Raw genomic sequence first — 25,339 nt, forward strand, 5'->3', positions numbered from 1 at the left:
GGATCACGCGCCTCCGGTCAGAGCACGGGCCGCGAGTTCGGCCAGGCCGGCGGTCGCACGGGTGTCGATGCCGAAATAGATGCACAATGCCGCCGCCGTCCAGGCCGGCCAGGCCAGCCAGGGATTGGATCGGCCGGTACAGGCTTCGGCGGCGCCTTCCACGGGATCGCGGAAATACATCATCTCGACCAGCCGCCAGACATAGATCACCGCCAGCAGCGAGCTTGCCATCACCAGCACCGCCAGTGGCCACATGCCGGCCTCGATCGTGGCGGTCACCAGATACCATTTGCTGATGAAGCCCGAGGTCAGCGGCACGCCGATCAGGCTGAGCCCGCCGATCACCATCGCCGCCGCCGTCACCGGCATGGTCCGGCCCAGCCCCTGGATATGATCGAGCCGCGTGCCGCCCAGCCGTACCGCGATCAGGCCCAGCGCCAGGAACAAGGCCGCCTTTATCAGCCCGTGATTGATCAGGTGGATCAGGGCGGCCGACAGGCCGGCCTGGGTGCCGAGCGCCAGGCCCAGCATGATGTAGCCGATCTGGGCGACGCTGGAATAGGCAAACAGCCGCTTGAGATCGACCTGGAAGATCGCGACCAGCGAGCCCGCGAACATCGCGACGACGGCAAACGGGATCAGCGTCCAGCCCAGCGGCATGGCGTCGAAGGCATAGGACGCGCCGAACACCGACACCACGAAGCGCAGCAGCACATAGATGCCGACCTTGGTGGCCGTGGCCGCCTGGAAGGCGGATACCAGCGAGGGCGCGAAGGCATAGGCGTTGGGCAGCCAGACATGCAGCGGGAACAGCGCGATCTTGATCGCAAGCCCGATGACCAGGAAGGCGAAGGCCGCCACCACCACCCGGTTGCCTTCCACCGCCGGCAGCCTTGCCGCCAGATCGGCGATGTTGAGCGTGCCGGTCATCATATAGATCAGGCCGATGCCGATCAGGATGAAGGTGGCGCCGATGGTGCCGATCACCAGATATTGAAATGCGGCCGACAGCGCCCGGCGGTCGCGGCCCATGGCGACCAGCGCATAGGTCGACAGCGAGGTGATCTCGATGAAGACATAGATGTTGAAGGCGTCACCGGTGGCGACCATGCCCGACAGGCCCGAAATCGCCAGCAAATACATGGCGACGAAGGCCGGGATACGCTTGGGCTGGATCTCGGCATCGATCGAGGCGGGCGCATAGGGCGCGCAGATCGCGGCGATCCCCGACACCAGCAGCAAGGCCAGACAGGTCAGCAGATCGATGCGGTATTCGATGCCGATCGGCGCGGGCCAACTGCCCATGGCATAGCTGATCGGGCCGGTGTCGAGTACCTGGCGGGTCAGCAGGATGGCCGAGGCGAAGATCGCGAGGCTGACCAGGGTCAGCACGCCATAGGCGAAGCGCCGCCGGCCGACCATCGCCACGATCGGGGCCGCGATCAGGGGAACGGCCACCTGAAGCGCCGGAAGATGGGCAAGCAGGCTCATGGACGGCTCTTCCCTTTGCGGGGCGCGCTCTTGCGCCGTCCGGTCGGGCCCTTGCGCGGCGCCAGTGGCCGCGATGCCGCGGGCTTGCGATCGGGAACCGGTGCGGACGGGGCCGCGCGCGACGCGGCCTGGCTGCGGGGCAGCCAGCCCAGCCGGCGCTTGGCATCCGCGATGGTCGGCGGCATGGCGTCTTCGGCACGCTCGTCGGCCATGTCCATGGCGATGGTCTCGTCCTCTTCGATACAGCCATAGCTCTCGCGGATCCTGACGACGATCGCGAGGCCAAGGGCGGTTGTCGCGATCGACACCACGATCGCGGTCAGGATCAGCACATGGGTGAGCGGGTTCGAGAACGAGACGTCGCCCGCCGCGACCCCGTCGATCAGGATCGGCGCGGTGCCGCCGCGGACTTTGCCGATGGAGATGTAGAGCAGGAACACCGCCGTCTGGAACATGCCCAGGCCGATCAGCTTCTTCACCATGTTGGTGGAGGCGATCACGGCATAGAACCCGGTCATCATCAGGATGATCGAGACCCAGTAGTTGAAATGACCCAGCATCTCCACGTCAGTCGCGCCTCTCCGAGAAGGTGAAGAAGAGCGCGATCATCGAGGCGGTGACCGCGATGCCGACCCCCAGTTCGACCACGATGATGCCGACCAGCAACCCGGTGGTGGGGTCGCCGTCGATCAGCACGGCGTATTCAAGGAAATTGCCGCCGAACAGCAGGGTGACGAAGCCGGTGCCCACGAAGATGATCGCCCCCAGCGGCGCCAGCACCCGCGCCACACCCAGCAGCCGCAGCCGCTGTTTCGTGGTCAGGCCGAAGATCAGCGCATACAGGATGAAGGCCGAGGCGATGATCACGCCGGCCTGAAAGCCGCCGCCGGGGCCGTATTCGCCGTGGAACTGCACATAGAGCCCGAACATGATGATGAACGGGATCAGCAGCTTCGAGACGACGCGAAGGATCAGGTAATGGTCGCGCATCAGGCGTCGCCTCTCTTCGCGGTGTCGCCGTCGCCCGATCCGTCATCCGACCTGACGGCGTCATGCGTGTCCTCGACATCATCCTCGCGGGCATGGCGGCGTCGCCGGCCAAGCGTGGCGGCGCCGCCGCCCAGAATCATGGTCACGGCCAGCGCCGCCGTGAACACCACCACCGTCTCGCCCATCGTGTCATAGCCGCGATAGCTGGCCAGAACGTTGGTGACGATGTTGGGGATGTGATGCACCTGTTCCGAGCCGATGATGTAGTCGGGCACGACATGGGTCTGCGCCGGGGCCTGCGGGTCGCCGAAGGCCGGCATGTCGGCCGTGGCATAGACCAGGGCCGCACCCGTCGCCACGACGGCGATCAGCGGCGGCACCGGATTGTGGCCGCGGCTGCTTTCCTTATGGCCGGTCAGGGTGATGGCGGCCAGGAACAGCACGGTCGAGATGCCGGCGCCGACCGCGGCCTCGGTGAAGGCCACGTCCATGGCATCCAGCACCGTCCACAGCGCCGCGATCACCAGCGAATAGATGCCCTGCAGCAGCACGGCGGTCAGCAGATTGCGGGTCCGCACGATGGCGACACCGATCGCGATCAGCATCAGCAGCAGCACGGCGTTCAGCAGGTCGACGGCGATGATCGACCAGGGTCCGATCTCGATCACCGTCGGGCTCCCTTCGATGGGGTGGCGCGCCTGACATCTGGTTTCGTGGCCCCGCCGGCGCCGGCATCGCCGATGCGCCGGCCGCTGGGCTTCACGCCCGCGACCAGGGCGGCATTGGCCACGATGTGCGATGCGGTGGGCGAGGTGAAGAACAGCAGCAGGCCGATGATGATCAGCTTCACGGTCACCAGCGTGAAGCCGGCCTGCACGCACAGGCCGCCCAGCATCAGCCAGGCGCCGAAGGTATCGATCATGCCCGCCGGATGCAGGCGGGTATAGAAATCGGGCATCCGGATCAGGCCAAGCGCGCCGGTCAGCACGAACAGCGCGCCGGCCATGAGCAGCGCCCACGAGATCAGGTCGATGATGATCTGGCCGGTCATGGACGTGTTCCCTTCGGCGTCTTGGTGCCGGGGGTGCCGGATCGCAGCGCCGCGGCGTCGCCGCGCGCCGATCCGCGCAGGACCTCTTCCTCGGCGGCATCCTCGGGCGTGATGCTGCGCAGATGGCCGACCCGCAGCAGCTTCAGAATCGCGACCGTGGCGATGAAGTTGATCAACGCATAGGTGACGGCAAGATCCAGGAAATCCGGTCGGTCGGTCAGGAACCCCACGACGGCGATCAGCAGCACGATCTTGGTGCCGATGGCGTTGGTGGCCAGCACCCGGTCGAACAGGGTGGGGCCAAGCAGGCCGCGCGCCAGTGCCATCAGGATGGCGACCACAAGGGCGATCGTTGCGGCGATGAACATCAGGCCGGCCCTTCCAATGCGGTGCAGCGCCGGTCCATGTCGCCTTCGTCCAGGGCGTCGAGGGCACTTGCATGCAGCGCATGGGCGACGATGCGGCCATCCTCGATATCCACCGACACCGTGCCCGGCGTTAGGGTGATCGACTGGGCATAGATCACCCGGCCCAGATCGGTGCGCTGGCTGGTGGGCACCACCTTCCAGGCCGGATCGATCGGCGCCAGACCCCAGACGCGCTTGAACACGTCGATGTTGGACTTCACGATTTCGACCGAGAGCCAGAACCAATAGCGGATGGCACGCGGCAGCATGCCAAGCGGGGCGCCTTCCCGGTCGACGACGCCCAGCCAGCGCGCGACCCATACCGAAAAGGCACAGGACACCACGCCGAAGCCGATGATCAGCGGCTTGTAGACGCCCGACAGCAGCAGCCAGGTCGTGAGCAAAGCCAGAAACAGGCCGAAGGCTCGCGCCACCGCAGTCCCCCTTGAGTGGTTGATGACCCCATACGGCAAGGAGGCATGGCGCCCGGCATTGCGCGACACGCGCCGCGGCCCGGATCGGGCCGTGCGGGAACAGTGCCGTGAATGCGCGTGGGACGCTGGTCGGTCCCCGTCCGGCGCCGCCTCCCTGGCCCGCGTTTTTCCCAAGAAACCCGGGACGGGTCAAGGAAATCCGGACGAATCCGGTCCGATAAGCCCTTGTCCCGACATGAAGACGCCCCGCTTGCGACACGTCGTCGCAAGCGGGGCGGAACAGCTTGATCCGGCCGGCTGAGGCGGCCTCGCGTCAGCGGCGTTCAGCGCCAGTCCTGAGCATAGTCCTCGACCGGCTTTGGTGCGTCGATCAGCCCGGCATCGGCCATGAAGGCCGCGAAACGCCGCCAGCGGCCATGATCGAGGGCGGCGGGGCTGTGGGCGAAACGGCTGATGGTCTGGAAGAACGAGCGGCGGTTGCCTTCATCGGCAACCTCGGGCCGGCCCTTGATGTACAGCTCCCACGACGCCTCGGGGTGGTTGACCAGGAACTGCACGCCCTTTTCCAGCGCCCGGTTGAAGGCCGCGAAGCGCGGATCGGCGGCATTGTCGGCATGGGCCGCGATCACCAGCTCGTCATAGGGCGGAATGCCATGCTCCTCCACCAGGAAGGCGCGGCCGGGGCGGCCTTCCAGGTCCATCTGCACCAGTTCGACGTTGCGATAGGCCCCGATCACCGCGTCCACCTGCCCCGACATCACCGACGGCGACAAGGCGAAATTGACGTTGATCATGGTCACGTCATCCGTGGTGAGCCCGGCCGAGGCGAGCATCCGGCCCAGCAGAACATCCTCGAACCCGCCGATCGAATAGCCGATCCGCCGGCCCTTCAGATCGGCCAGCGACTTGATCGGCCCATCCTTCAGCACGATCAGGCTGTTCAGCGGCGTCGCCACCAGTGTGGACACCCGCTTCAGCGGCAGGCCCTCATGCACCATGGCGATGAGCTGCGGCTGATAGGTCACCGCCAGATCCGCCCGCTTCGCCGCAACCATTTTGGGCGGGTCCGACGGATCGGCCGGCGCGATCATCTCGACATCCAGGCCTTCCTCGGTGAAATAGCCCTGCTCCTGCGCCACCAGCAACGGCGCGTGGTCGGGGTTCACGAACCAGTCCAGCAGCAGGACCAGCTTGTCGGCGGCCGAGGCGCCGGTCGGGTTGAAGGCGGTGGTGGCGGCGATCAGCGCCGCCGCCGCCAGACGGCGCGGCGACAGGCCGCGGCGCATGAGGCTCCGCGTCATGGGGCATATCCTCCGATGATATGGATAGGGGGCAGATGCGGTCGGGGGGGATCGGCCGGCGGCGGCCGTCAGGTCGCGGGCGGGCCATCCAGCGCGTCGGCCTGCCAGGGCATTGCCGCCCTGAGGCCACGATCGACCGCGAGATAGAGCAACAGGGTGATCGCGACCAGCACGGCCAGCGCCGCGAACATCAGGTCGGTCTTCATCCGGCCGTTGGCGTGCAGCATCAGATAGCCGAGCCCGGCCGACGATCCGACCCATTCGCCGACCACCGCGCCGATCGGCGCCACGGCGGCCGCCACCCGCAGGCCGGACGCCAGCGCCGGCAGCGCCGCCGGCAGGCGGATCAGCAGCAGCCGGCGCGCGGGCGGTGCCCCCATCACCCGCGCCATGTCGAGCCAGCCCGGCTCGGTTCGGCGCAGGCCGTCGAGAAAGGCGATGGCGACGGGGAAGAAGATGATCAGCCCGGCCATCACGATCTTGGGCGTGAAGCCATAGCCGAACCACAGGGTCAGAAGGGGGGCCAGGGCGAAGACCGGCAATGCCTGGGCGCCGACCATCACCGGCATCATCCAGCGGCCCAGCTTCGGGGCACCGGCGATCGCCAGTGCCGCGGTGATGCCGACCATGGCGCCGGCGCCTAGCCCCAGCGCGATCTCCAGCGCGGTGATCAGCGCGTGATCGGCCAGCATGGCGCGGTTCACCCAGATCGCCACGGCCACCCGGTCGGGCGCCGGCAGCAGGAAGGCCGGCATGCCCGCCATCGCCACCACCGCCCACCAGATGCCGATCAGCCCGGCGGCGGCGATCAGGCCACGCCACCAACCACCGCTCGTGGCTGTCCGGCGTGGCGCGGACGCGGGGGTGGGGATCGTGTTGTCGATCACGCTCATGGCCGCGCCTCCAGCACCGCCATCAGCGCGGCCAGGCGCGCGCCCAGATCGGGGGTGTCCACCGGCCGTGGCACCGGTCCCGGTGGCGGTGTCACCCGCCGCGCGATGGCCGGGCGGCCCGACAGCACCAGGATCTCGTCACCCATCCGCAGTGCCTCCAGCGGGTCGTGGGTGACCAGCAGCACCGTGCGGCCGCGAAGCAGCCGGCAGGCCAGATCCTGCAACCCGTGGCGGGTGACGGCATCCAGCGCGCCGAAGGGTTCGTCCATCAGCACCACCGGGCGGTCCTCCATCAGCGTGCGGGCCAGAGCCACACGCTGTCGCATGCCACCCGACAGCGCCGCCGGCCGGAGCCGGGCGATGCCGGCAAGGCCGACCGCGTCGAGCATGACATGGGCACGGGGCGCGTCGACGGGCCGGCCACGCAGCCGGTCGCCCAGGGTGACATTGTCGATCACCCGCGCCCACGGCATCAGCAGATCCTGCTGCGCCATCCAGGCGATGCGACCATCGAGCGGCCGGCCATCGGAGGCCGTGACATGGCCAGCCTCGAACCCGGCGACATCGAGCCCGGCGATCAGGCGCATGAGGGTGGTCTTGCCCGAGCCGCTGGCACCCAGCAGGGCGGTGATCCGGCCGGCGGGCAGGGTCAGGCCGCAGCCGTCCAGCACCAGCCGCCCGCCCGGGCGGACCCGGACATCGGTGATATCGACAGCCGGCGGCGCATGGCCGGCATGACGATGCTCCGGCGAAATGCCGGTGAGGCGATCCTTCGGCGAAACGCCGGTCAGGATAATGGATAGATCAGGGGTGTCGGGCATGCTGCGACCACTTGTTCCTCCGCCGGTGCGAACCGGATCAGGTTCAGGGGTCGTTCCGTGCCGGGAACCTCTCAGCCGCCATCATGCGGCTCCCCCCAAGTGAAGCGGTTACTATGCCCCGGTCGACATGGTCGTGCAAGGCCTGGAGTGCCCGCCCAAGGCTGATGGCCGGGGCGTCGACAGCGATGGCCCGGAACGCCACGGTTCACAGTTCATCTGTGGCGCGACAGTTGCGCACCGGACCCGGCCGGAGTATGACCGATGACGTATGTGGCCGAACGGGAGGGTTTAACCGGCCTGCCGCAGCCAGGGCCTGATCACGTCTCCCGACCGGCACGCAACGGCCGATGCTCGCGGACCGCACTGTTCGCGGATCACCTCCGGACGCCAAGGCTTGCCCCCGACGAGGAACGCGCATGCTGGACCATCTCCGCCGCTGGTATCGTCTCCGCCATACGGGTTCGCTTGTGGCGGTGCTGGCCGCCGCTTTCATGGTGTCGAGCTGGGCCGCCGCCCATCCGGCGGTGGCGGCAAGGCAGTGGCCAAGCGCCGTCATCCAGGCGCAGGCGCTGCCCCAGCAGCCGCTGGAGCCGCTGGCGATCCGCCCGGCCGATGGCGGCAAGGTGCGGATGTTCCAGGTCGAGGTCGCCCGCACCAGCGAGGCCCGGTCGATGGGGCTGATGTTCCGGTCGGAGCTTGATGCCGACCATGGCATGCTATTCATCTTCGCCGAGGGCACCAGTCCCACCATGTGGATGCGCAACACCTATGTGCCGCTCGACATGCTGTTTCTGGATGCGGAGGGCGTAGTGGTCGATGTGGCGGCCGACACCACGCCGCTCAGCGACACGCCGATCGCCTCCAAGACCCCGGCGCGCGCGGTTCTGGAGCTCAATGCCGGCACGGCCCGCCTGCTTGGCATCCGGCCCGGCGATCTGGTGGTTCATGCGGATTTTCCCGTCGACTGAGCCGGTGGATATCGGGCGGCGGCGGGCATCCGGCGGCAATGGTGTTGGGGTGCGCATGATCTTCGATTTCGACCAGCTCCGCTCCTATACGCTGGGCGACCGTGTGCTGGAAGACGAGGTGTTCAGCCTGTTCGAAGACGGCGCGCGGGGCTATCTCGATACGCTGGCCGCCGAGATGGCCACGGGCGGCTCCGTCTGGCGCCGCGCCGCCCACGGCTTCAAGGGATCGGCCGCCAATCTGGGGGCTGCCGCACTGGCGGCGGAACTGGCCGCGGCGGAAGCGCTGGACATGGCGGCGCCTGAGGCGCGGGCACAAGCCTTGCACCGGATCGCGCATATGTTCGAGCATAGCTGTGCGGTGTTCCGGTCCCGGCCATGAGGTGCCGCGGTCCGTGTGGTGGCGTCTTCGGCGCCCCGGCGAATTTGGGCGATCATGTGACGTCAGGGCGGCTTACCCTGCCGGCGTTTTCGTCTTATATCTGCAGGGGCGCGTCGCGCTGTCACCACTGCCACCACAACCGCCACCACCATTGCCTCAGCCCGCATCGCCGCGGGCCTGGTGTCAATCGACCAAGGAAGACCCTGCCATGCCGCCGCCGATGCCGGCCGGTGCCCGGCGTTACCTGGTAACGCTTGCCGAAGCTGCGACCGATCGCTCGCCACCGCCGAAAAGCGGCCTTGCCGCCGCCTCCGCCCTGACCGCCCGCCGGGCGCAGGGTCTGCGCGCCGAGGCCGAGCGCCTCGGCATGACCGAGCATCTGATCTGGATCGGCCCGCCGACAGCCTTCGGCATGGTCGCGGTCGCCTGCACGGCCGAACTGGCCGACGCCTTGCGATTGAGCAACCTGGTCTCGCGGATCGAGGCTCAGGCGGACTGACAGGCTCGGGCGGACTGACAGGCTCGGGCGGACTGACAGGCTCGGGCGGACTGACAGGCTCAGGCAGGTCGACGGCCTCAGGCGGGTTGATCTGGCCGGGCGGCGGCCTGTTCGTGCCAGTGACGGAGTGGCAGAACCTGCCCGTCCTGGCGCACCAGCCGCAGGGCCGCGCGGTTCAGATCGGCGATCACCCAGCCCGGCTGGTCCAACCCGCCCAGCCGCACCACGCCATCATCGGGCAGGCCGCGGTCGGGCGGGGCGAAGATGCCGGCGGCGCCGTGGTTGACATCCACCGCCTCCGACCAGCCGGCCGTGCCGGTGGTGGGCGACTGGATCACGAAACACTGGCCTTCCAGCGCCCGGGCCTGTGCCGCCACCCGCACCCGGTGATAGCCGGCGACGGTGTCGGTGCAACTGGGCAGCAGGATGATATCGGCGCCGGCCACCACCATGTCGCGCACCTCCAGCGGAAATTCCGCGTCATAGCAGATGGCGATGCCGATCGTGCCCAGGCTCGTATCGAACACCCGTCGGGCATCGCCCGCGCCGATATGCCAGTGCTCGCGCTCGAAGCGGGTCATGATCCGCTTGTCCTGATGGGCATGGCTGCCATCGGGGGCCACCAGCCAGCAGCGGTTCACCGGCCAGGCATGGCCCGGCACACGCACTGGCAGGCTGCCGGCCAGGATGTGGATATCGTGCCGCCGGGCCATCGCCCGGTGCACCTCCAGCCACGGACCGGCCATGGCGGTGGCGGCGGCGATTTCCGCGGCCAGATCGCCGCTGCGGAAGGCCGGTGACAGAACCGCCGCTTCCATCCCGCCATATTCCGGAAACACCAGCAGCCGCGCGCCATCGGCCACGGCATCGGCCACCGCCGCGTCCAGCCGGTCCGCCAATGCCTGCATCGAGGCTGGCCGCAATACCGCCCAATTGGCGGCGGCCACCCGCAGACGGTCGGGACCGGCCGCCCCCGCCGCCGCCACGCCCGCCGGCCGGGTGATGATGCCGCTCACAGCGCCCGCGCCCAGAACTGCATCGGCTTGGTGGTCTCGATGTCGCAGCCGGTATCGCGCCATGCCATCCGGCCGATGGCGCCGGCGACCGGTGCATAGCCGCGCCGATGCCAGAACCCGTCCAGCGGCACGGCATCCACCGGCCGGTGCGGATGGCTCTGCGGGCGCACCACGCCGCAGAAACAGGCATGGGTAAAGCCGCCCAGCCCGCGGGCATGGGCCTCACGCGCGGCGAAGAAGGCGACACCGATGCCGGTGCCGCGCCATTCCGGCAGCAGCACCGATTCGCCGAAATAGAACAGCCGGTCGATGTCGTAACCGGCCGCCGCCATCGGCCCGGTCAGGCTGGTGGGTTCGTGGCGCATCGGCAGGCCGGTCGCCGCCCCCACCATCCGCCCGCCCGGCCGCCCGCCCGGCCGCCCGCCCGGCCGATCGGTTGCCGCCACCACCACGCTGCCGGCGGCGGCGGCATAGGTCGCGAGGTAACGCCGCTCATAGTCCGCGCTGCCGTCATAGAGATAGGGCCAGTCACGGAAAACCGCGATCCGCAGGGCCGCCAGATCGCCGATCCGCCCGACGAGGGCATCGCCGGTCAGCGTCTCGATGTGGATACCTTGCGGCAGAGGTGGCGGGGTCGATGGCATGGCGGTACGGGCTCCCGCGGTTTCGATGGCAAAGGCCAGACTGTCATGATGGTGACCATTCCCATAGCGATGCCGGCAAGCCCGGTCAACCGACCCTGCTGGCAACCGACCCTGCTGGCAACCGGCCCTGCTGTCAGCTATTTGCCAGCCGCAGCCCGGCGCGCGGCCAGGGCACCGAGACCAGCCGGCCGGAGCCCGACAGGGTGATGAAAGCGGTGCGCAGATCGGCGCCGCCGAAACAGATATTGGTGGTATAGGGGTCGTCGAAGGGCACGAAATCGATCACCGGCCCGTCGGGGGCATAGACCTCGATGCCGCCGATGCGCAACGACGCGACGCAGATATTGCCGCAGGCTTCCACGGCCAGGCTGTCATAGCGCCGGAACCCCGGTGCCGGGCCCAGCAGACGCGGGTGTTCCACCTCGGGCCATGTCTGCGGGGCCAGCTCGCCCGGGCCGGTGATGGTCCAGGCCCACAGCCGCCCCGATGGCGTTTCCGCGGCATAGACCGTGCGGCCATCGGGCGACAGGCCGATGCCGTTGGGGTTGGCGACCGGATAGGCGGCGGTGCGGATCATCGATCCGTCGGCGCGGGCGTAATACAGCCCGCCATGGTCGATGCGGTCGTGGAAGGTCTTGCCCAGATCGGTGAACCAGAAGCCGCCATCGGCGTCGAAGACGATGTCGTTGGGCCCCCGCAGGCCCCGGCCGTCGACGCTGTCATACAAGACCTCGACCCGGCCGGTGTCGAGATCAACCCGCTCGATCCGCCCACCCGACCAATCGCCGGGCGTGCCGGCGGGCTTGGTGAAACCCTTGTCGACCGCCCATTCGAAGCCGCCATTGTTGCAGACATAGAGCTTGCCGTCGGGGCCGAGTGCGGCGCCGTTGGGGCCGCCGCCGGGGGTGGCGACGGTCAGCTTGCGACCATCGGGCATCACCCGGGTGATGCGGCCGGCGGCGATTTCCACCAGCACGACCGAGCCATCCGCCATGGCCACCGGCCCTTCGGGAAAGGCCAGATCGCGGGCGCGTTCGGTGATCGGGGGCATGGGCGGCATGGGCGTGTTTCCTCCGCTGGGATCTTATGGCGTGTTTTGCGACAGCCTAGCCCGAATGCCGGCGCCGCGCGCGCCTGGCCTTGTGCGGGATCGTTCTGCGGAATTGCCTGTGGCGGCCTGCCTCTGCCATCATGGCCGCCATGATCGACGATGCCAGCCCCGCCACGCCTGTGTTCTGGACCATCGGCCATTCCGACCACACCATCGACCGCTTCATCAAACTGTTGGGTGCGGCATCGATCACGGCGGTGGCTGATGTCCGGTCCGTGCCGTGGTCGCGGCGGCATCCGCACTTCGGCGCCCGGCCGTTGGCGGCGTCGCTGAAGGCGGTCGGCATCGCCCATGTGGCCCTTGGCGCCGAACTGGGGGGCCGCCCGCCCGCCGGCGCCGACCTTGAAATGCTGGCCCGGCTGCGCGACCAGGGTATTTCCCGGCTGATGAATGGCGCGCGCCGCCACCGCGTCGCGCTGATGTGCGCCGAGCGCGATCCGGTGTCGTGCCATCGCTTTCATCTGGTGGCGCCGCTGTTGCGCGCCAGGGGTGCGACGCTGGTCCATCTTCTGGCCGATGGCGGCCGGGAAAGTGATACCGATACGCTGTCGCGTGCGAAGGCGACTGTTTTGGCAACCACCGGTCCGGTGCCCGCGATCGGCGATCTGTTCGATGGATGAACGCCCTGTCGCGTCGCGTGGGGCGGTTCGGCTATAGATAGAGGGTCATCGAATGATCGACGCGGGGATCACGCGGCGGTCGGGAGATATACGGGGATATGCATGGACAAAAGCGGGCCGACCGGGGAGGCCACATCCGATGTGGGCAGGTGGCGGACAGCCGGGCGATGGTTACGGGGGCTGTCGCCGGCCTGGTGGTTGATCGCGTCGGGGCTTGGCATCACCACCGGGCTGTGGGTGGCCGGGCGCGCATCGATGGCGGATGCGGCGCGGTTCACAGGCTGGCTGCCGCCCAGCCTGCTGATCTCGTGCTGGGCGATCACGCTGATGTCGCTGCTGTTGCTGGCCACCACCCGCAGCCGTTCCATCGAGCCGCTGTTCGGTGGTCTGGATCGGGCGGTGCGGCTGCATCGGCGCCTGGGGCCGATCACGATCCTGCTGGTGCTGGTGCATGTGGCATTCTACATCCCGCCGGAACTGGAGCGTGGAGGATCGGTCGCCAACGTGCTGATCCCGTTCTGGTCGTCGCCCGCGGCCACGATGAATGCCCTGATCCTGTATGCCGTGCTGATCTGGACGGCGCTGGCCTATAGCCGGCGACTGCGCTATGAGCGCTGGCTGTCGCTGCATGGCATGCTGGGGCCGATCTTCCTCGTCACGTCGGCCCATGCGCTGACCCTGGGGCCGACGATCCAGGCTTTCGAGCCGCTGCGCTTCTGGGTCTCGCTGCTGGTGCTGATCGGCGCCGCGAGCTGGGTCTATCGGGTGCTGCTCTATCGCTGGGCGGCACCGCGCTATCCTTATGCCGTGCGCGAGGTGGTGCAGGCGTCGGAGGATACGGTCGATCTGGTGCTGCGGCCCAAGGCGCGGCGGATGATCTATGAACCCGGCACCTTCGTGTTCATCAACCGCCCCGGCCGCCGGCGCGGCGAACTGCATCCGTTCTCGGTGACCTCGTCACCGGCCGAGCGCGATCTCAGGCTGTCGGTGCGGATGGTGGGCGATTTCACCCGCGATCTGGCAGCCTTGACACCGGGCGAGCCGATTGAGGTGTTCGGCCCCTTCGGCGGCTTCACGCCCCATCGCTACGGCACCCATCGCCGGCTGATCTGGATCGGCGCCGGCATCGGCATCACGCCATTCCTGGGTATGCTGCGGTTTGAGACCACCAATGACGATTTCCGGCGGATCTGGCTGTGGTATGTGGCGCGCGACGCCGATCACGCGCCATACGACGCCGAAATTGCCGAGGCGGTGCCGAAAGCGGATTCCTATATCGACTATGACTTGTGGCTGACGGCGGAGCGTGGCCGCCTGACCGCGGCCCAGGTGATGGAGGCGGTGTATCCGCTGGAGGGCGTGGCGGTGATGCTGTGCGGCCGGCCGCAATTCGTCCGCGACATGGTCGATCAGTTCACCGCACTCGGCGTGCCGCGCGACCGGATCATCGCCGAGGATTTTCATTTTCATTGAGCCCGCGCGGCGATCTGGTTCCCTCTGCCCGCGCAGGGACCTGGTTCACCGCGCCCGCGTGGCGACGGGGCGGCTGCGCGCCCGCGCGGCGGTGCCCCGGATCAGCAGCAGCACCACGGCGCCGGCGGCGACCACGGCGCCACCAAAACCGATCGCTTCCAGCCCCAGCCGGCCGATGACCAGCGATGACAATGCCGCCCCCAGACCCTGGCCGATGAAATTGGTCGAGCCGTTGAGCGCCAGCGCCAGGGTCGCCGCCGCCCCAGCCGCCCCGACCAGCCGCAGTTGCACCACCGGCATCAGGCAGAACAGCGCGGTGGCACCCGACAGCAGCAGCACGCCCAGCAGCAGGTCCAGTCCCAGCGACGGCGCGGGAGCGGCCAGCATCAGCAGCGAGATCGTGGCCTGGGTGGCGATCATCGCCATGAAGGCGCCGATCACCATGGTTTGCGCATGGCGGCCACCGGCGATCCGCCCGCCCAGCATCACGCCCAGAAGACTGCCGAGACCCGAGGCCGACTGAAAGACGCCGATGGCACTGCCGTCATGGCCGGTGATGGCGGTGGTGACCGGGCCCACGAAGGCGACAACCGTGAAAATTGCAATGAATGACAGCAAGGTGATCGACAGATTGGCGCGAACCGGCGCCAGACGGAGCAGGCCCACCGGATTGCGTGCCGGTCCGGCGACGCCAGGCACCCGTGGCAGGATGATGGCGATCGCCACCAGCGCCAGCAGGCTCAAGACAGCCGCGAAGCCGAAGGTCGCCCGCCAGCCGGCCAGACTGCCGACCACGCTGCCCAGCGGAATGCCAAGGATCAGGGCGATGGTCATGCCCAGCACCACCGCGGCCAGCGCCCGGCCGCGTGCCTCGGGCGGTGCCAGGGTGGCTGCAAGCCCTGAGGCGAGTGGCATGGCGAGGGCGGCGGTCAGGCCGCCGAAGACCCGTGCCACGATCAGCAGTTCATAGCTGGGCGCCAGCGCACAGGCGACACCCGCGACCGTCATGGCGCCAAGGGCCACCGACAGCAGCCGGCGGCGTTCGAACCGCGCGGTCAGCCCGGCCAGAACCGGGGCCGCCAGGGCGAAGGTGATGCCATAGACCGTGGCGATATGACCGCCGGCGGCAAGCGGCACCTCCAGATCGACGACCAGGGCTGCCAGCAGCCCGGCATGGACGAAGGTCGCAACCCCGGCGGCGACATTGACCAGGGTCAGCACATAGATCCGCTTGTCCATGGAGTGTCTCTCGATTCGTGCCTCGGGAAGAGGCACTTTAACATGATGATAATCATCATAACGGCCATGGCCGGGGTCTGCAACGACCTTGCATACCTTGATCGGCCCGTTGTGCAACGCAGGCCTCATCAGAACACGATCGTCCCGCCAAGAGATATTGCGGCGGGTGCCACAGGTGGAGAGTATAAGACTGAACACTCTTGCTCTCATGCGTTGTGGAAGGAATGTGACCTCCGGTGTCCGGGTCTGCCCGCGTCTTGCTTTTGCCGGTCGGCCTGCTGGTCGTCAGCCTGTTGGCGGCCCTGGGTGCCGGGATGTGGTTTGCTGACCGCAATGACGAGCATGTGGCCGAGCGGTTCGACGCGGTGACCGAAACCGTGACCATGAGCCTGAACGAGCGTCTGCGGCTTTACGATTACGGGCTGCGGGGGCTGCGCGGGGCGATTGCGACGGCGGGACCGGAGATCAGCCGCGCCAGCTTCGAACGCTATGCCGCCACGCGCGATATTCCGGCCGAGTTCCCGGGCGTGCTGGGATTCGGCTTCGTCCGCCGGGTGCTCCCCGATGAGATGGGCGTCTTCATCGATGCGGCGCGGGCCGAGGGGCGGCCAGATTTCCGGGTGGCGCAGTTGCTTGCCCATGATGGCGAGCGGTTCGTCATTCAGTACATCGAGCCCCTGGCCGGCAATGCCACGGCGATCGGCCTGGACATCGCGTCGGAGAACCGGCGCCGGCAGACGGCATTGACCGCGATGGAGACCGGCAAGGCGACGCTGACCCCGCCGATCACCCTGTTGCAGCAGGGCGGCATGGTGCCGGGCTTCCTGCTGTTGCTGCCGGTCTATCGACCGGGCATGGCGACCGCAACACCCGATCAGCGCCGGCAGGCGGCAATCGGCTGGGCTTATGCGCCGCTGATGATCGATGCGGTTCTGGCCGATCTGGCGAGGGTGGACCCGGACATCGCCTTCGGCATCCGTGACATGACCGGCGATGCCGACCTGCCCCCTTTCGTGACCACGGCGGGTTTCCTGACCGCTGATGGCGATGTGGACATGTCACCGCGGGTACGGCGACAGATCGCGGTTGCGGCCTTCGGGCGTGACTGGGTGCTCGACATCCACCCGCGGCCGCAATTCGTCGACCGTCTGAACCTGACCAAGCCCTGGTGGGCGGCCGGCCGGGCGATGGTGCTGGGCACGCTGCTGTCGGTGCTGCTGTATCTGCATCTGGTGCATCTGCGGCGCAGGGAGCGGGCGGCGGCCGAGATCCGGCGGCTGGCCGAGTCGCTGGAACGGCAGGTGGCGGAGCGCACCGCCGAACTGCGCCAGCGTGAGGCCCGGTTCAAGGCGCTGACCGAATTGTCGGCGGACTGGTACTGGGAGGTGAACGAGGCCGGCCGCTTCACCGCCATATCACATGGCGTGATGAAGCTGGGGCTGGACCCGGCCGCCCTGATCGGGCGATCGCGCCGCGACCTGGCGGTCGATGCCGACGACCCGGCCATCGATGCCTATGAGGCCGTGCTTGCAGCGCGGCTGCCGTTCCGCGATCTCGCCTATGACCTTGCGGATGGGGCCGGAGAGTCCCGGCATATCGTGATCAGTGGCGAGCCGGTCTTCACCGAGGACGGCATCTTCCAGGGATTCCGCGGTTCGGGCCGCGACGTGACCGCCGAGGTCGATGCCAAGGCGGCGCTGGCCGCCCGTGAGGCGCTGCTGGCTGCGGTCTTCGACACCGTGGATCAGGGCATTGCCGTCTTCGGTCCGGATCGGCGGCTGCTGGCGTGGAATGCGCGGTTGGCGGTGTTGAGTACGGTGCCGTCCGAGCTTCTGACGCAGGGGATCCATCTGCACGACATCCTGCGCCGGAATGCGCGGCGCGGCGCCTATGGCCCCGGCGATCCAGACGCGCTGGTCCACGCGCTGATCGATGGGCTGGACCTGGACCAGCCCTTCACGATGGAGCGGGCGCGTGCCGATGGCAGCGTGGTCGATATCCGTGCCAAGCCCATGGAGCGTGGCGGCTTCATCGCAACCTATGCCGATGTCACCGAGGCACGGCGGCGCGAGCGTGACGTCACCCAGGCCCGCGATCTTCTGGTCAGCATCATGGACGTCTCGCTGAACGGAATCGTGGCCTTCGATGCCATGCGGGATGCCGAGGGCACGATCCAGGATTTCCGTCTGGTGCTGATGAACCGGGCGGCGGGAGATCTGATCGGCGTTTCGGCGGATGCGATCATCGGGCGCTGTCTGGTCGAGGCCTTCCCCGGTTTCGCCCGGCGGGAATTGTTCGACCGCTACCGCGCGGTCGTGGAAACCGGGCAGCCGGCGCTGTTCGATCATCACCACGACCAGGATGGCCGTTCGCTCTGGCTGCGTGTCCAGGCGGTGCCGCGTGCCGGCGGCCTGGTGGTGACCTTCTCGGACATCACGCCTGCGCGGGAACGCGAGGCGTTGTTGCGGGCCAGCGAGGCGCGGTTGCAGGCGATCGTGGGCACGATCGGCATCGGCGTGGTGGTGACGGCCGAAGACGGCCGGGTCAGCATGGTCAACCGGGCGGCGGAGCAGTTGCTGGGATGGCCGCCGGGGCAGTTGGTCGGCATCGACCTTGGCCAGATGATCCGCGAGGCGCCCGATGATGGCCCGGGGGCGTTCAGCCGGTTCATCCGCGACACCGCACCCGGCCATGGCAGCGTCACCGGCGAGGTGACGGCCATCCGTCGCGACGGTCTTGCCCTGGCGGTGGAGATGTCGGTCAGCGCGTTCATGGCCGGCGTGGAGGTGATGTATGTGGCGGCGCTGGCCGATCTGTCGGAACGCAACAAGGCGGTCGTCGACCTGCGGCAGGTGAACCAGCAGTTGGAGGCTCAGGCCGCGGAACTGGCGATACTTGCGGACGAACTGGATCGGGCGCGAACCGTGGCCGAAACCGCCAATCGCGCCAAATCGGAATTCCTGGCCAATATGAGCCATGAAATCCGCACGCCGATGAACGGTGTGATGGGGATGACCCAGATTCTGCTGGGCACGCCGCTGACGCCTGATCAGCGCGGCTATGCGGAAACCGTCCGCGAAAGCGCCGAGGCGTTGCTGGGTGTGATCGACGACATCCTGGACGTGACCAAGCTGGAAGCCGGCAAGGTCAGGCTTGAACAGGTGGCGTTCTCGCTTGATGATCTGATCGACGGCATCGTATCGATCCTGGCGCCGCGGACCCGCGACAAGGCGGTGCAGGTCGCCTGTCTGGTCGGGCATGGCGCGTCCGGAACCTGGCTTGGCGATCCGACACGGCTGCGCCAGATCCTGCTGAACCTTGCCGGCAATGCCGTCAAATTCACGGAACGCGGCTATGTCGCGATCGAGGTGGCGCCGGCGGCTGATGGCGAGCGGCTGCGTTTCAGCATTCAGGACACCGGCATCGGCCTGACATCGGTGCAGATCGGCGGCCTGTTTCAGAAATTCGCTCAGGCGGACCCGTCGATCACCCGCCGCTTCGGCGGCACCGGCCTGGGGCTCGCGATCTCGCAGCAACTGGTGGAACTGATGGGCGGCACCATCCGGGTGGAAAGCGAGCCGGGCCTGGGCTCGACGTTCTGGTTCGAGATCGCCCTGACGCGCGCGGGCCATGCGGCGCCGGCCCCGCCGTCGGACGCGGCGTTGCGCGGCCTGAGCGCCCTGGTGGTGGATGACGTCTCGGTCAACCGGCGGGTTCTGGCCCATCATCTGGACGAGTTGGGGATGACGGTCGAGACCGTGGCCAGCGCGGCCGAAAGCCTTCAGGCATTGCAGATGGCGGCCGATCAGGGCCGGCCGGTCGACCTGATTGTGACCGATATGGGCATGCGGGGCATGGACGGGCTGGCACTGGCATCATGGGTGCGGTCGCATCCGCGCTTCCAGTCGGTTCGCATCGTGCTGGCCACGTCGTATCCGATCGATGCCGATGCGGCCGCAGCCTTCGATGCGGTGCTGGCCAAGCCGGTGCGCCGCCAGGCGCTGCTGGACGCGCTTGGCCAGGCCTGCGGGCTGGCGCAGGGCGATGCCGCGCGCAATGTCACCGCCAGTCCCGATATCACTGCCAGTCCCGATGTCACCGCCAGGCCCGATGCCGCCATCGGGGCCGATCTCGCCACCGGTGTCGAGGCCGCCGGGCCTCGGACCTCGATCATCGGCCGCCATGTGCTGCTGGTCGAGGACAACCCGACCAATCAGGCGGTGGTGACTATCCTGCTTGAGAAGGAGGGCTACACCGTCACCATCGCCGGCGATGGCGAGCAGGCGGTGACCGCCTGCGCCAGGATGCGGTTCGATCTGGTGCTTATGGATGTGCAGATGCCGGTGCTCGACGGGCTGGCTGCAACCCGACGCATCCGCGATGCCGAAACCGCGGCGTATCGGCCGCGGGTGCCGATCATCGCCATGACCGCGAATGCCATGGCCGGCATGCGCGAGACCTATCTCGAAGCCGGCATGGATGATTACATGCCCAAGCCGTTCCGAACCGAAGACCTGCTGGCGATGGCCGCGCGGTGGAGCCGCCGCCGCAGATCCCGGGCCGCGACCGGCACCGCCTTGTCCGCGCCCGATGCGGCCGATACCGGGGCGGCACAAGGCGGGGGTGCTGCGATCGCAGCCCTGCCGGTGCTGGACGACTCCACGCTCGGCTATCTGCGCACGGTCGTGCCGAAAGACCGGTTCGACGCCTTGGTCGACGAGTTCATTGCCCTCGGCCTTGAAACCATGCAGCAGGTCGGTGTCGCCACCACGGCGGGCGATATGGCGGCGCTGGGGCAACTTGGCCACAACATCATCTCCACCGCCGGCCATTGCGGGCTGAAGCAGTTGTCGGAAGCCGGACGCCAGTTGCAGGTGGCGGTGCGCGCCGGCAACGATGCCGAGGCCCATATCGCGGCGGCGGCGGTGATGGCGGCCGGCCCGATGTCGTGGGAGGCATTGCGTCGCCGCTTCCAGGCCGACCGGTCGCCAGCCGCCGGCGATGTCATATCGCCTATCGCCGTGGATGATGACGGCACGCGTGGTCTTGCCACCGACTGAGGCCGGGCTGGGCATTCCGCCCTGTCCCGTCCTCTAACGTCCCGCCAGGACGAGTTGCCAGAAAATTAATTGCTCCTGGCGTAAACTGTCGGAGCTTTCCGTGCGCGCCGTCGGCCTTAATCGTGGAAGCCTGAATGGTGGGCGCCTGAATGGCGGGCGGGGCGGCATTCTGGAGATCGCGCCCTGGCGATCATGCGTTGGATAAGAGGGCCATGTCCGTGCTGCGATGCCGTTCCGATGTCATGATACCGGTCATCGTCCTGATCCTTGGTATCATCGGTGCCTGCGCGACACTGTGGACGGTCGATCACCGGAACCGCATGCTGTTCAGCGACCGGCTCGACACGATGGTCGCGACTGTCGGCAAGGCATTGAGCGATCGGATCGGGCTGTATGAATACGGGCTGCGTGGCGCGCGTGGCGCCATCGTGGCGGTCGGCGGGGACGACGTCGGTCTCGGCCACTTCAGACGGTATGCGGCGACGCGCGATCCGGCGACGGAGTTTCCGGGGGCGCTGGGCTTTGGCTTCATCCGCCGTGTTCAGCCCGAGGACGAGGCGGCCTTCATTGCCACCAAGCACGCCGAGGGTCGCCCCGGCTTTCGTGTCCGGCAGCTCACCCCGCATGATGATGAACGCTTCATCATCGAATACATCGAGCCGGAGGCGCCGAATGCCAGTGCCGTCGGGCTGGACATCGGTTCGGAACGCGATCGGCGCGAGGCGGCCACGGCCGCCATCGCCTCGGGCGCGGCGACCCTCACGGCCCCGATCACGCTGGTTCAGGCCGATGGTCAGCCGGAACGCGGCTTTCTGCTGCTGCTGCCGGTCTATGAGCCGGGACAGGCGACCGAAACCGAGGATCAGCGCCGCGCGGCCGCCATCGGATGGTCCTATGCGCCTTTGATCATCGATGATGTCCTTCATGATCTGGACTATCTGGACCAGGGGATCGCGCTGCGGCTGCGTGACGTGACCGGTGGCGCGGAATCGGCGGCGTTCTACGAGACGCCGAGTTTCGCCGAGGCCGTCGATCCCAGGTGGCGCGGGCTGTCATTGCCGTTGTTCGGCCGTACATGGCAAGTCGATCTGCGGCCGCTGCCGTCATTCGTCGCCCGATTGAACCTGACGCCGCCCTGGCTGATGGCGGGCGGTGTCGCGTTGCTCGGCGCGCTTCTGTCCGGGGTGCTGTATCTGCATCTCGCGAACGTCCGGCGCCGGCAATCCGCTGGCGATGAGGCCCTTAAACTGGCGGATCTTCTTGAGCGGGAGGTGGCGCAGCGGACCCGGGAGCTTCGGCATCGCGAGCGCCGCTTCAAGGCGCTGACCGAATTGTCGTCCGACTGGTACTGGGAGGCGGACGAGCAGGGGCGGTTCACGGCGATGTCACCCGGTGTCAGGCTGATCGGGCTCGATCCGGACGAGTTGATCGGCAAGTCGCGCCGCGAGATCGCCGATGACCCGACCGATCAAGGCTTCGATGACTACGAACGGCTGCTGAAGGCGCGGCAGCCATTCCGTGATTTTGCCTATACCCTGCGGGACCGGGATGGGCGGGTGCATCATATCAAGGTCAGTGGCGAACCTTATATCGACGAGGACGGTGTGTTTCGCGGCTTTGGCGGCTCCGGGCGTGATGTCACCGCCGAGACCGAGGCCAGGGCCGAGCTTGCCTCGCGTGAGGCGGTACTGGCGGCGGTGTTCGACACGGTTGATCAGGGGATCGCGGCGTTCGATCCCGAGATGCGGCTGCTGGCATGGAACAGCCGTATCGAGGCCTTGACCGATCTGCCCGATGGCTTTCTCACCCAGGGTCAGCATTTGACCGATGTCGTTCGCTTCAAGGCGACGCGGGGCGATTACGGGCCGGGCGATCCGGATGCGCTTGTGCGGTCGCAAGCCGAGATCCTGAATTTCAATACGCCACACAAGGTTGAGCGGATCCGCCCTGACGGCCGGATTCTGGACGTGCGTGGCAAGCCCATGGCACGGGGCGGTTTCGTGACGGTCTATACCGACGTCACCGAGGCCCGGCGACGCGAGGTCGACACGATCGAGGCGCGCGACACGCTGGCGCGGATCATGAACAGCGCCATGGACGGGATCATGGCGTTCCATGCCTGGCGGGACGATGACGGGCGGATCATCGATTTCCGCTTTGCTCAGGTCAACCGCGCGGCCGAGACCATGGTTGGCCGGCGCGCCGATGATCTGATCGACCGGCGCATGCTTGAGATGCTGCCTGGAAATCGCGAGGACGGGCTGTTCGACCGCTATGTCGCCGTGGTCGAAACCGACACGCCGATCATGTTCGAGCATCGCTATGCCCATGACGGCATCGACAGTTGGCTCCGCATTCAGGCGGTTCCCAATGGCGATGGCTTCGTGGTGACCTTCTCGGACATCAGCGACGCCAAGATGCGCGAGTTGATGCTTCGGGAAAGCGAGGCTCACCTCCAGGCCATCGTCAACACCATCGGTGTGGGGGTGATCGTGGTCGATGAGGCCGGCCATATCGTGGTCGCCAATCCGGTGGCGGCGACCTTGCTTGGCTGGCCGGGGGACGAGATGATCGGCATGAATGTCCGGCGGTTCCTGTCGGGCGCGGGCGCGGGTGAGGATAAGCCGCTGGCGACATATCTGCCGGCCGGCGACGGCGTGTCCACCAGCACCATCCGCGCCGTGCATCGCGACGGCGCGGATTTCCCGGCCGAACTGACCATCGGAGAGTTCAACGTTCGCCATGGCCGGATGTTCGTCGTGGCGCTGGCGGATCTGACCGAGCGTGATCAGGCCCTGACTGATCTGCGCTATGTGAACGAGCAACTCGGCACACAGGCCGAGGATCTGGTGCGCCTGGCCGAGGAACTGGAGGTCGCGAAAACCGCGGCGGAAGGCGCCAATCGGGCGAAATCGGATTTCCTGGCCAATATGAGCCACGAGATCCGGACTCCGATGAACGGCGTGATGGGCATGACCCAGATCCTGCTGTCCACCGAGCTGTCCTCCGAGCAACGCGGCTACGCCGAGACGGTGCGCGAGAGCGCCGACGCGCTGCTCGGCATCATCGACGATATCCTCGACGTATCCAAGCTTGAGGCCGGCAGGGTTGAGCTTGAGACCGTGGCGTTCTCGCTCGACGATCTCACGGACGGGATTGCCGCCATCCTCGGTCCCAAGGCGACGGAGAAGGGCATCGACCTCGTTTGTCTGGTCGATCAGACGGCGTCTGGCACATGGATGGGCGACCCTACCCGTATCCGGCAGATCCTGCTCAATCTGGCGGGCAACGCGGTCAAGTTCACCGGAACCGGCTTCGTGTCGATCAACGTCACCGACGCGGGCGAGGCGGAGGGTGATGCCCGCATGCTGCGATTCCTGGTGGAGGACAGCGGCATCGGGCTGACGCGCGCGCAGCAGGCGCGTCTGTTCACCAAGTTCTCTCAGGCCGACGCGACCATCACCAGACGGTTCGGGGGCACCGGGCTCGGCCTCGCCATCTGCCGGGAACTCGTCGATCTGATGGGGGGAAGGATCAAGATACGAAGCTCCGAGGGCAATGGCTCGACATTCGAGGTCGACCTGCCGATGGTTCGGGCGGCGCAGTCCTTGCCGGCCCAGGCGACCGAGGCCGGCTTGCGGGGGCTGAAGGCGCTGGTTATCGATGACATCGCGATCAACCGCCGGGTTCTGATACATCATCTGGAGAATTTCGGGCTGACCGCCATTGAGGCCGCCAGCGCGGGGGAAGGTCTTCAGGCGCTTGAGAGCGCCAGCCGGGCCGGCCAGCCGGTCGACGTGGTGATCACCGACCTGGGCATGCAGGGCATGGACGGACTGGCGCTGGGGTCGTGGGTGCGGGCCCATGCGCGCTTTTCGTCGATCAAGCTCATCCTTGCCACATCATTCACGGTCTCTCCGCGAGACACCGATATCTTCGACGCCGTTCTGAACAAGCCGCTTCGACGGCGGCCCCTGCTCGACGCGCTCATCCGCGGTTTCGCGTTCGACGATCGGCCGGATGCCGGCGCGGCGGCACAGCCGGATGATCTGCCCGCACGTGATGCCAGGCGCATTCTGCTGGTCGAGGACAATTCCACCAATCAGGCGGTGGCGACAGTGCTGCTTGAGAAGGCCGGCTATCTGGTGACGGCGGTGGCCGATGGCGCCCAGGCGGTGGCGGCCTGTGCCGACCAGCCGTTCGACGCCGTGTTCATGGACATCCAGATGCCGGTCATGGACGGTCTGACCGCGACCCGGCAGATCCGGGCGGCCGAGGCTGGCGGCGGTCGCGCGCATGTGCCGATCATCGCGATGACCGCCAACGTCATGGTCGGGATGCGCGAGGAATACATCGCGGCCGGCATGGATGACTACATCTCGAAGCCCTTCCGCGCGGAAGATCTGCGTCAATCCGCCCAGACCTGGTCGACACGCCGGACAGCGCATGCCGGGGGCCGGACGGCGGCCACGGAACCGGATCCCGCCGCCTCGCCGATCGAGCCGATCTTCGACCCCGAGCCACTCGGCTATCTTCAGGACGTCGTTTCGCCTGAGAAGTTCAAGGAGCTTGTCGACAGCTTTCTGACCGTCGGCCGCGAGAATCTGGCGCAGATCGCCGCGGCCCGGACCGGGGGCGACATGGAGGAATTGGGTCGGGTGGGTCATATCGTCATTTCCACGGCGGGCAATTGCGGCCTGCATCGGCTGTCCGCCACGGCGCGCCGGCTTCAGAACGCGACCGGCGCCGGCGACCAGAATGCCGCCCGGGCGATCGCCGACGAGATCGTCGCCACCGGCCCCGCTGCCTGGGACGCGCTCGCCGCGCATTTTCGGGCGAAGTGACCGGCCCGTCCCCCGCTGGCCGGCCGCTCGCGGTGGAGATGACGCGGGCGGGTCTTCCATCCCGCGTCCGAATGGCGCAGAACAGAGGCCGGACTGGA

The 25,339-nt window shown here is 67.7% G+C and carries 21 protein-coding genes and 1 riboswitch; of the genes, 7 read left to right on the top strand and 14 right to left on the bottom strand.

Translation table 11 applies throughout. The features are described 5' to 3' along the window. Positions 1-3 precede the first annotated feature (3 nt). From WG924_RS20855 to WG924_RS20900, 10 genes are all read right to left on the bottom strand, one after another. The gene (locus WG924_RS20855) at positions 4-1,491 is read right to left on the bottom strand and encodes a monovalent cation/H+ antiporter subunit D family protein (protein WP_345934982.1); all 1,488 of its coding nucleotides are present in this window, start codon (positions 1,489-1,491) and stop codon (positions 4-6) included. Further along, positions 1,488-2,051 (bottom strand): cation:proton antiporter subunit C, encoded by a 564-nt coding sequence (locus WG924_RS20860; RefSeq protein WP_345935079.1) that lies wholly within the window; start codon positions 2,049-2,051, stop codon positions 1,488-1,490. The genes WG924_RS20855 and WG924_RS20860 overlap by 4 nt, the downstream gene beginning before the upstream one ends. Positions 2,052-2,058: 7 nt before the next feature. Continuing rightward, positions 2,059-2,481, bottom strand: a complete 423-nt coding sequence (locus tag WG924_RS20865) for a Na(+)/H(+) antiporter subunit B (RefSeq protein WP_229708505.1) — start codon at positions 2,479-2,481, stop codon at positions 2,059-2,061. Then, the gene (locus WG924_RS20870) at positions 2,481-3,149 is read right to left on the bottom strand and encodes a DUF4040 domain-containing protein (RefSeq protein WP_345934983.1); all 669 of its coding nucleotides are present in this window, start codon (positions 3,147-3,149) and stop codon (positions 2,481-2,483) included. The genes WG924_RS20865 and WG924_RS20870 overlap by 1 nt, the downstream gene beginning before the upstream one ends. Next, a complete protein-coding gene (gene mnhG / locus WG924_RS20875; protein WP_345934984.1) occupies positions 3,146-3,532 on the bottom strand; it encodes a monovalent cation/H(+) antiporter subunit G in 387 nt (128 codons plus the stop codon). Before mnhG ends, WG924_RS20870 begins: the two co-directional genes overlap by 4 nt. Beyond that, on the bottom strand, positions 3,529-3,900 hold the full coding sequence (locus WG924_RS20880; RefSeq protein WP_345934985.1) for an MrpF/PhaF family protein: 372 nt from the start codon (positions 3,898-3,900) through the stop codon (positions 3,529-3,531). Before WG924_RS20880 ends, mnhG begins: the two co-directional genes overlap by 4 nt. Then, positions 3,900-4,373 carry a Na+/H+ antiporter subunit E gene (locus tag WG924_RS20885; protein ID WP_345934986.1) on the bottom strand — a complete coding sequence of 158 codons (474 nt, stop codon included), beginning with the start codon at positions 4,371-4,373 and terminating at the stop codon, positions 3,900-3,902. Before WG924_RS20885 ends, WG924_RS20880 begins: the two co-directional genes overlap by 1 nt. Before the next feature lie 323 nt (positions 4,374-4,696). Next, on the bottom strand, positions 4,697-5,674 hold the full coding sequence (locus WG924_RS20890; RefSeq protein WP_345934987.1) for an ABC transporter substrate-binding protein: 978 nt from the start codon (positions 5,672-5,674) through the stop codon (positions 4,697-4,699). 68 nt (positions 5,675-5,742) lie between these two features. Next, entirely contained in the window at positions 5,743-6,567 is an 825-nt protein-coding gene (locus WG924_RS20895) for an ABC transporter permease (RefSeq protein ID WP_345934988.1), read from the bottom strand. Then, the gene (locus WG924_RS20900) at positions 6,564-7,388 is read right to left on the bottom strand and encodes an ABC transporter ATP-binding protein (RefSeq protein ID WP_345934989.1); all 825 of its coding nucleotides are present in this window, start codon (positions 7,386-7,388) and stop codon (positions 6,564-6,566) included. The genes WG924_RS20895 and WG924_RS20900 overlap by 4 nt, the downstream gene beginning before the upstream one ends. Further along, a riboswitch (TPP riboswitch) is annotated at positions 7,386-7,494 on the bottom strand. (Overlaps the previous gene by 3 nt.) A gap of 310 nt (positions 7,495-7,804) precedes the next feature. Between WG924_RS20900 and WG924_RS20905 the strand changes: the two genes are divergently transcribed. The 3 genes from WG924_RS20905 (at position 7,805) to WG924_RS20915 (ending at position 9,234) form a co-directional block, all read left to right on the top strand. Then, positions 7,805-8,356, top strand: coding sequence for a DUF192 domain-containing protein (locus WG924_RS20905; protein ID WP_345934990.1), 552 nt, complete (start codon positions 7,805-7,807; stop codon positions 8,354-8,356). Beyond that, positions 8,334-8,735 (top strand): hypothetical protein, encoded by a 402-nt coding sequence (locus WG924_RS20910; RefSeq protein ID WP_345934991.1) that lies wholly within the window; start codon positions 8,334-8,336, stop codon positions 8,733-8,735. Before WG924_RS20905 ends, WG924_RS20910 begins: the two co-directional genes overlap by 23 nt. Positions 8,736-8,943: 208 nt before the next feature. Next, entirely contained in the window at positions 8,944-9,234 is a 291-nt protein-coding gene (locus WG924_RS20915; RefSeq protein ID WP_345934992.1) for a hypothetical protein, read from the top strand. 77 nt (positions 9,235-9,311) lie between these two features. On the opposite strand, the gene WG924_RS20920 is transcribed toward WG924_RS20915, so the two are convergent. The 3 genes from WG924_RS20920 to WG924_RS20930 all read right to left on the bottom strand — a co-directional run bounded on the left by WG924_RS20920 (position 9,312) and on the right by WG924_RS20930 (position 11,954). Next, entirely contained in the window at positions 9,312-10,250 is a 939-nt protein-coding gene (locus WG924_RS20920; RefSeq protein WP_345934993.1) for a carbon-nitrogen hydrolase family protein, read from the bottom strand. After that, a complete protein-coding gene (locus WG924_RS20925) occupies positions 10,247-10,894 on the bottom strand; it encodes a GNAT family N-acetyltransferase (RefSeq protein ID WP_345934994.1) in 648 nt (215 codons plus the stop codon). Before WG924_RS20925 ends, WG924_RS20920 begins: the two co-directional genes overlap by 4 nt. Before the next feature lie 133 nt (positions 10,895-11,027). After that, on the bottom strand, positions 11,028-11,954 hold the full coding sequence (locus tag WG924_RS20930; protein ID WP_372044830.1) for an SMP-30/gluconolactonase/LRE family protein: 927 nt from the start codon (positions 11,952-11,954) through the stop codon (positions 11,028-11,030). 140 nt (positions 11,955-12,094) lie between these two features. Between WG924_RS20930 and WG924_RS20935 the strand changes: the two genes are divergently transcribed. After that, the gene (locus WG924_RS20935; RefSeq protein ID WP_345934995.1) at positions 12,095-12,625 is read left to right on the top strand and encodes a DUF488 domain-containing protein; all 531 of its coding nucleotides are present in this window, start codon (positions 12,095-12,097) and stop codon (positions 12,623-12,625) included. Positions 12,626-12,766: 141 nt separating this feature from the next. After that, on the top strand, positions 12,767-14,098 hold the full coding sequence (locus WG924_RS20940; RefSeq protein WP_345934996.1) for a ferredoxin reductase family protein: 1,332 nt from the start codon (positions 12,767-12,769) through the stop codon (positions 14,096-14,098). 45 nt (positions 14,099-14,143) lie between these two features. Here the strand turns inward: WG924_RS20940 and WG924_RS20945 are convergent, their stop codons facing one another. Further along, the gene (locus tag WG924_RS20945; RefSeq protein ID WP_345934997.1) at positions 14,144-15,337 is read right to left on the bottom strand and encodes an MFS transporter; all 1,194 of its coding nucleotides are present in this window, start codon (positions 15,335-15,337) and stop codon (positions 14,144-14,146) included. A 236-nt stretch (positions 15,338-15,573) separates the two neighbouring features. On the opposite strand from WG924_RS20945, the gene WG924_RS20950 reads away from it, so the two are divergent. Together WG924_RS20950 and WG924_RS20955 are read left to right on the top strand one after the other, a co-directional pair. Next, positions 15,574-20,397 (top strand): PAS domain-containing hybrid sensor histidine kinase/response regulator, encoded by a 4,824-nt coding sequence (locus tag WG924_RS20950; protein WP_345934998.1) that lies wholly within the window; start codon positions 15,574-15,576, stop codon positions 20,395-20,397. Positions 20,398-20,609: 212 nt separating this feature from the next. Then, positions 20,610-25,241 (top strand): PAS domain-containing hybrid sensor histidine kinase/response regulator, encoded by a 4,632-nt coding sequence (locus tag WG924_RS20955; protein WP_345934999.1) that lies wholly within the window; start codon positions 20,610-20,612, stop codon positions 25,239-25,241. Positions 25,242-25,339 lie beyond the last annotated feature (98 nt).

The sequence above is a fragment of the Tistrella arctica genome (genome assembly GCF_039630945.1).
GTDB lineage: Bacteria > Pseudomonadota > Alphaproteobacteria > Tistrellales > Tistrellaceae > Tistrella > Tistrella bauzanensis.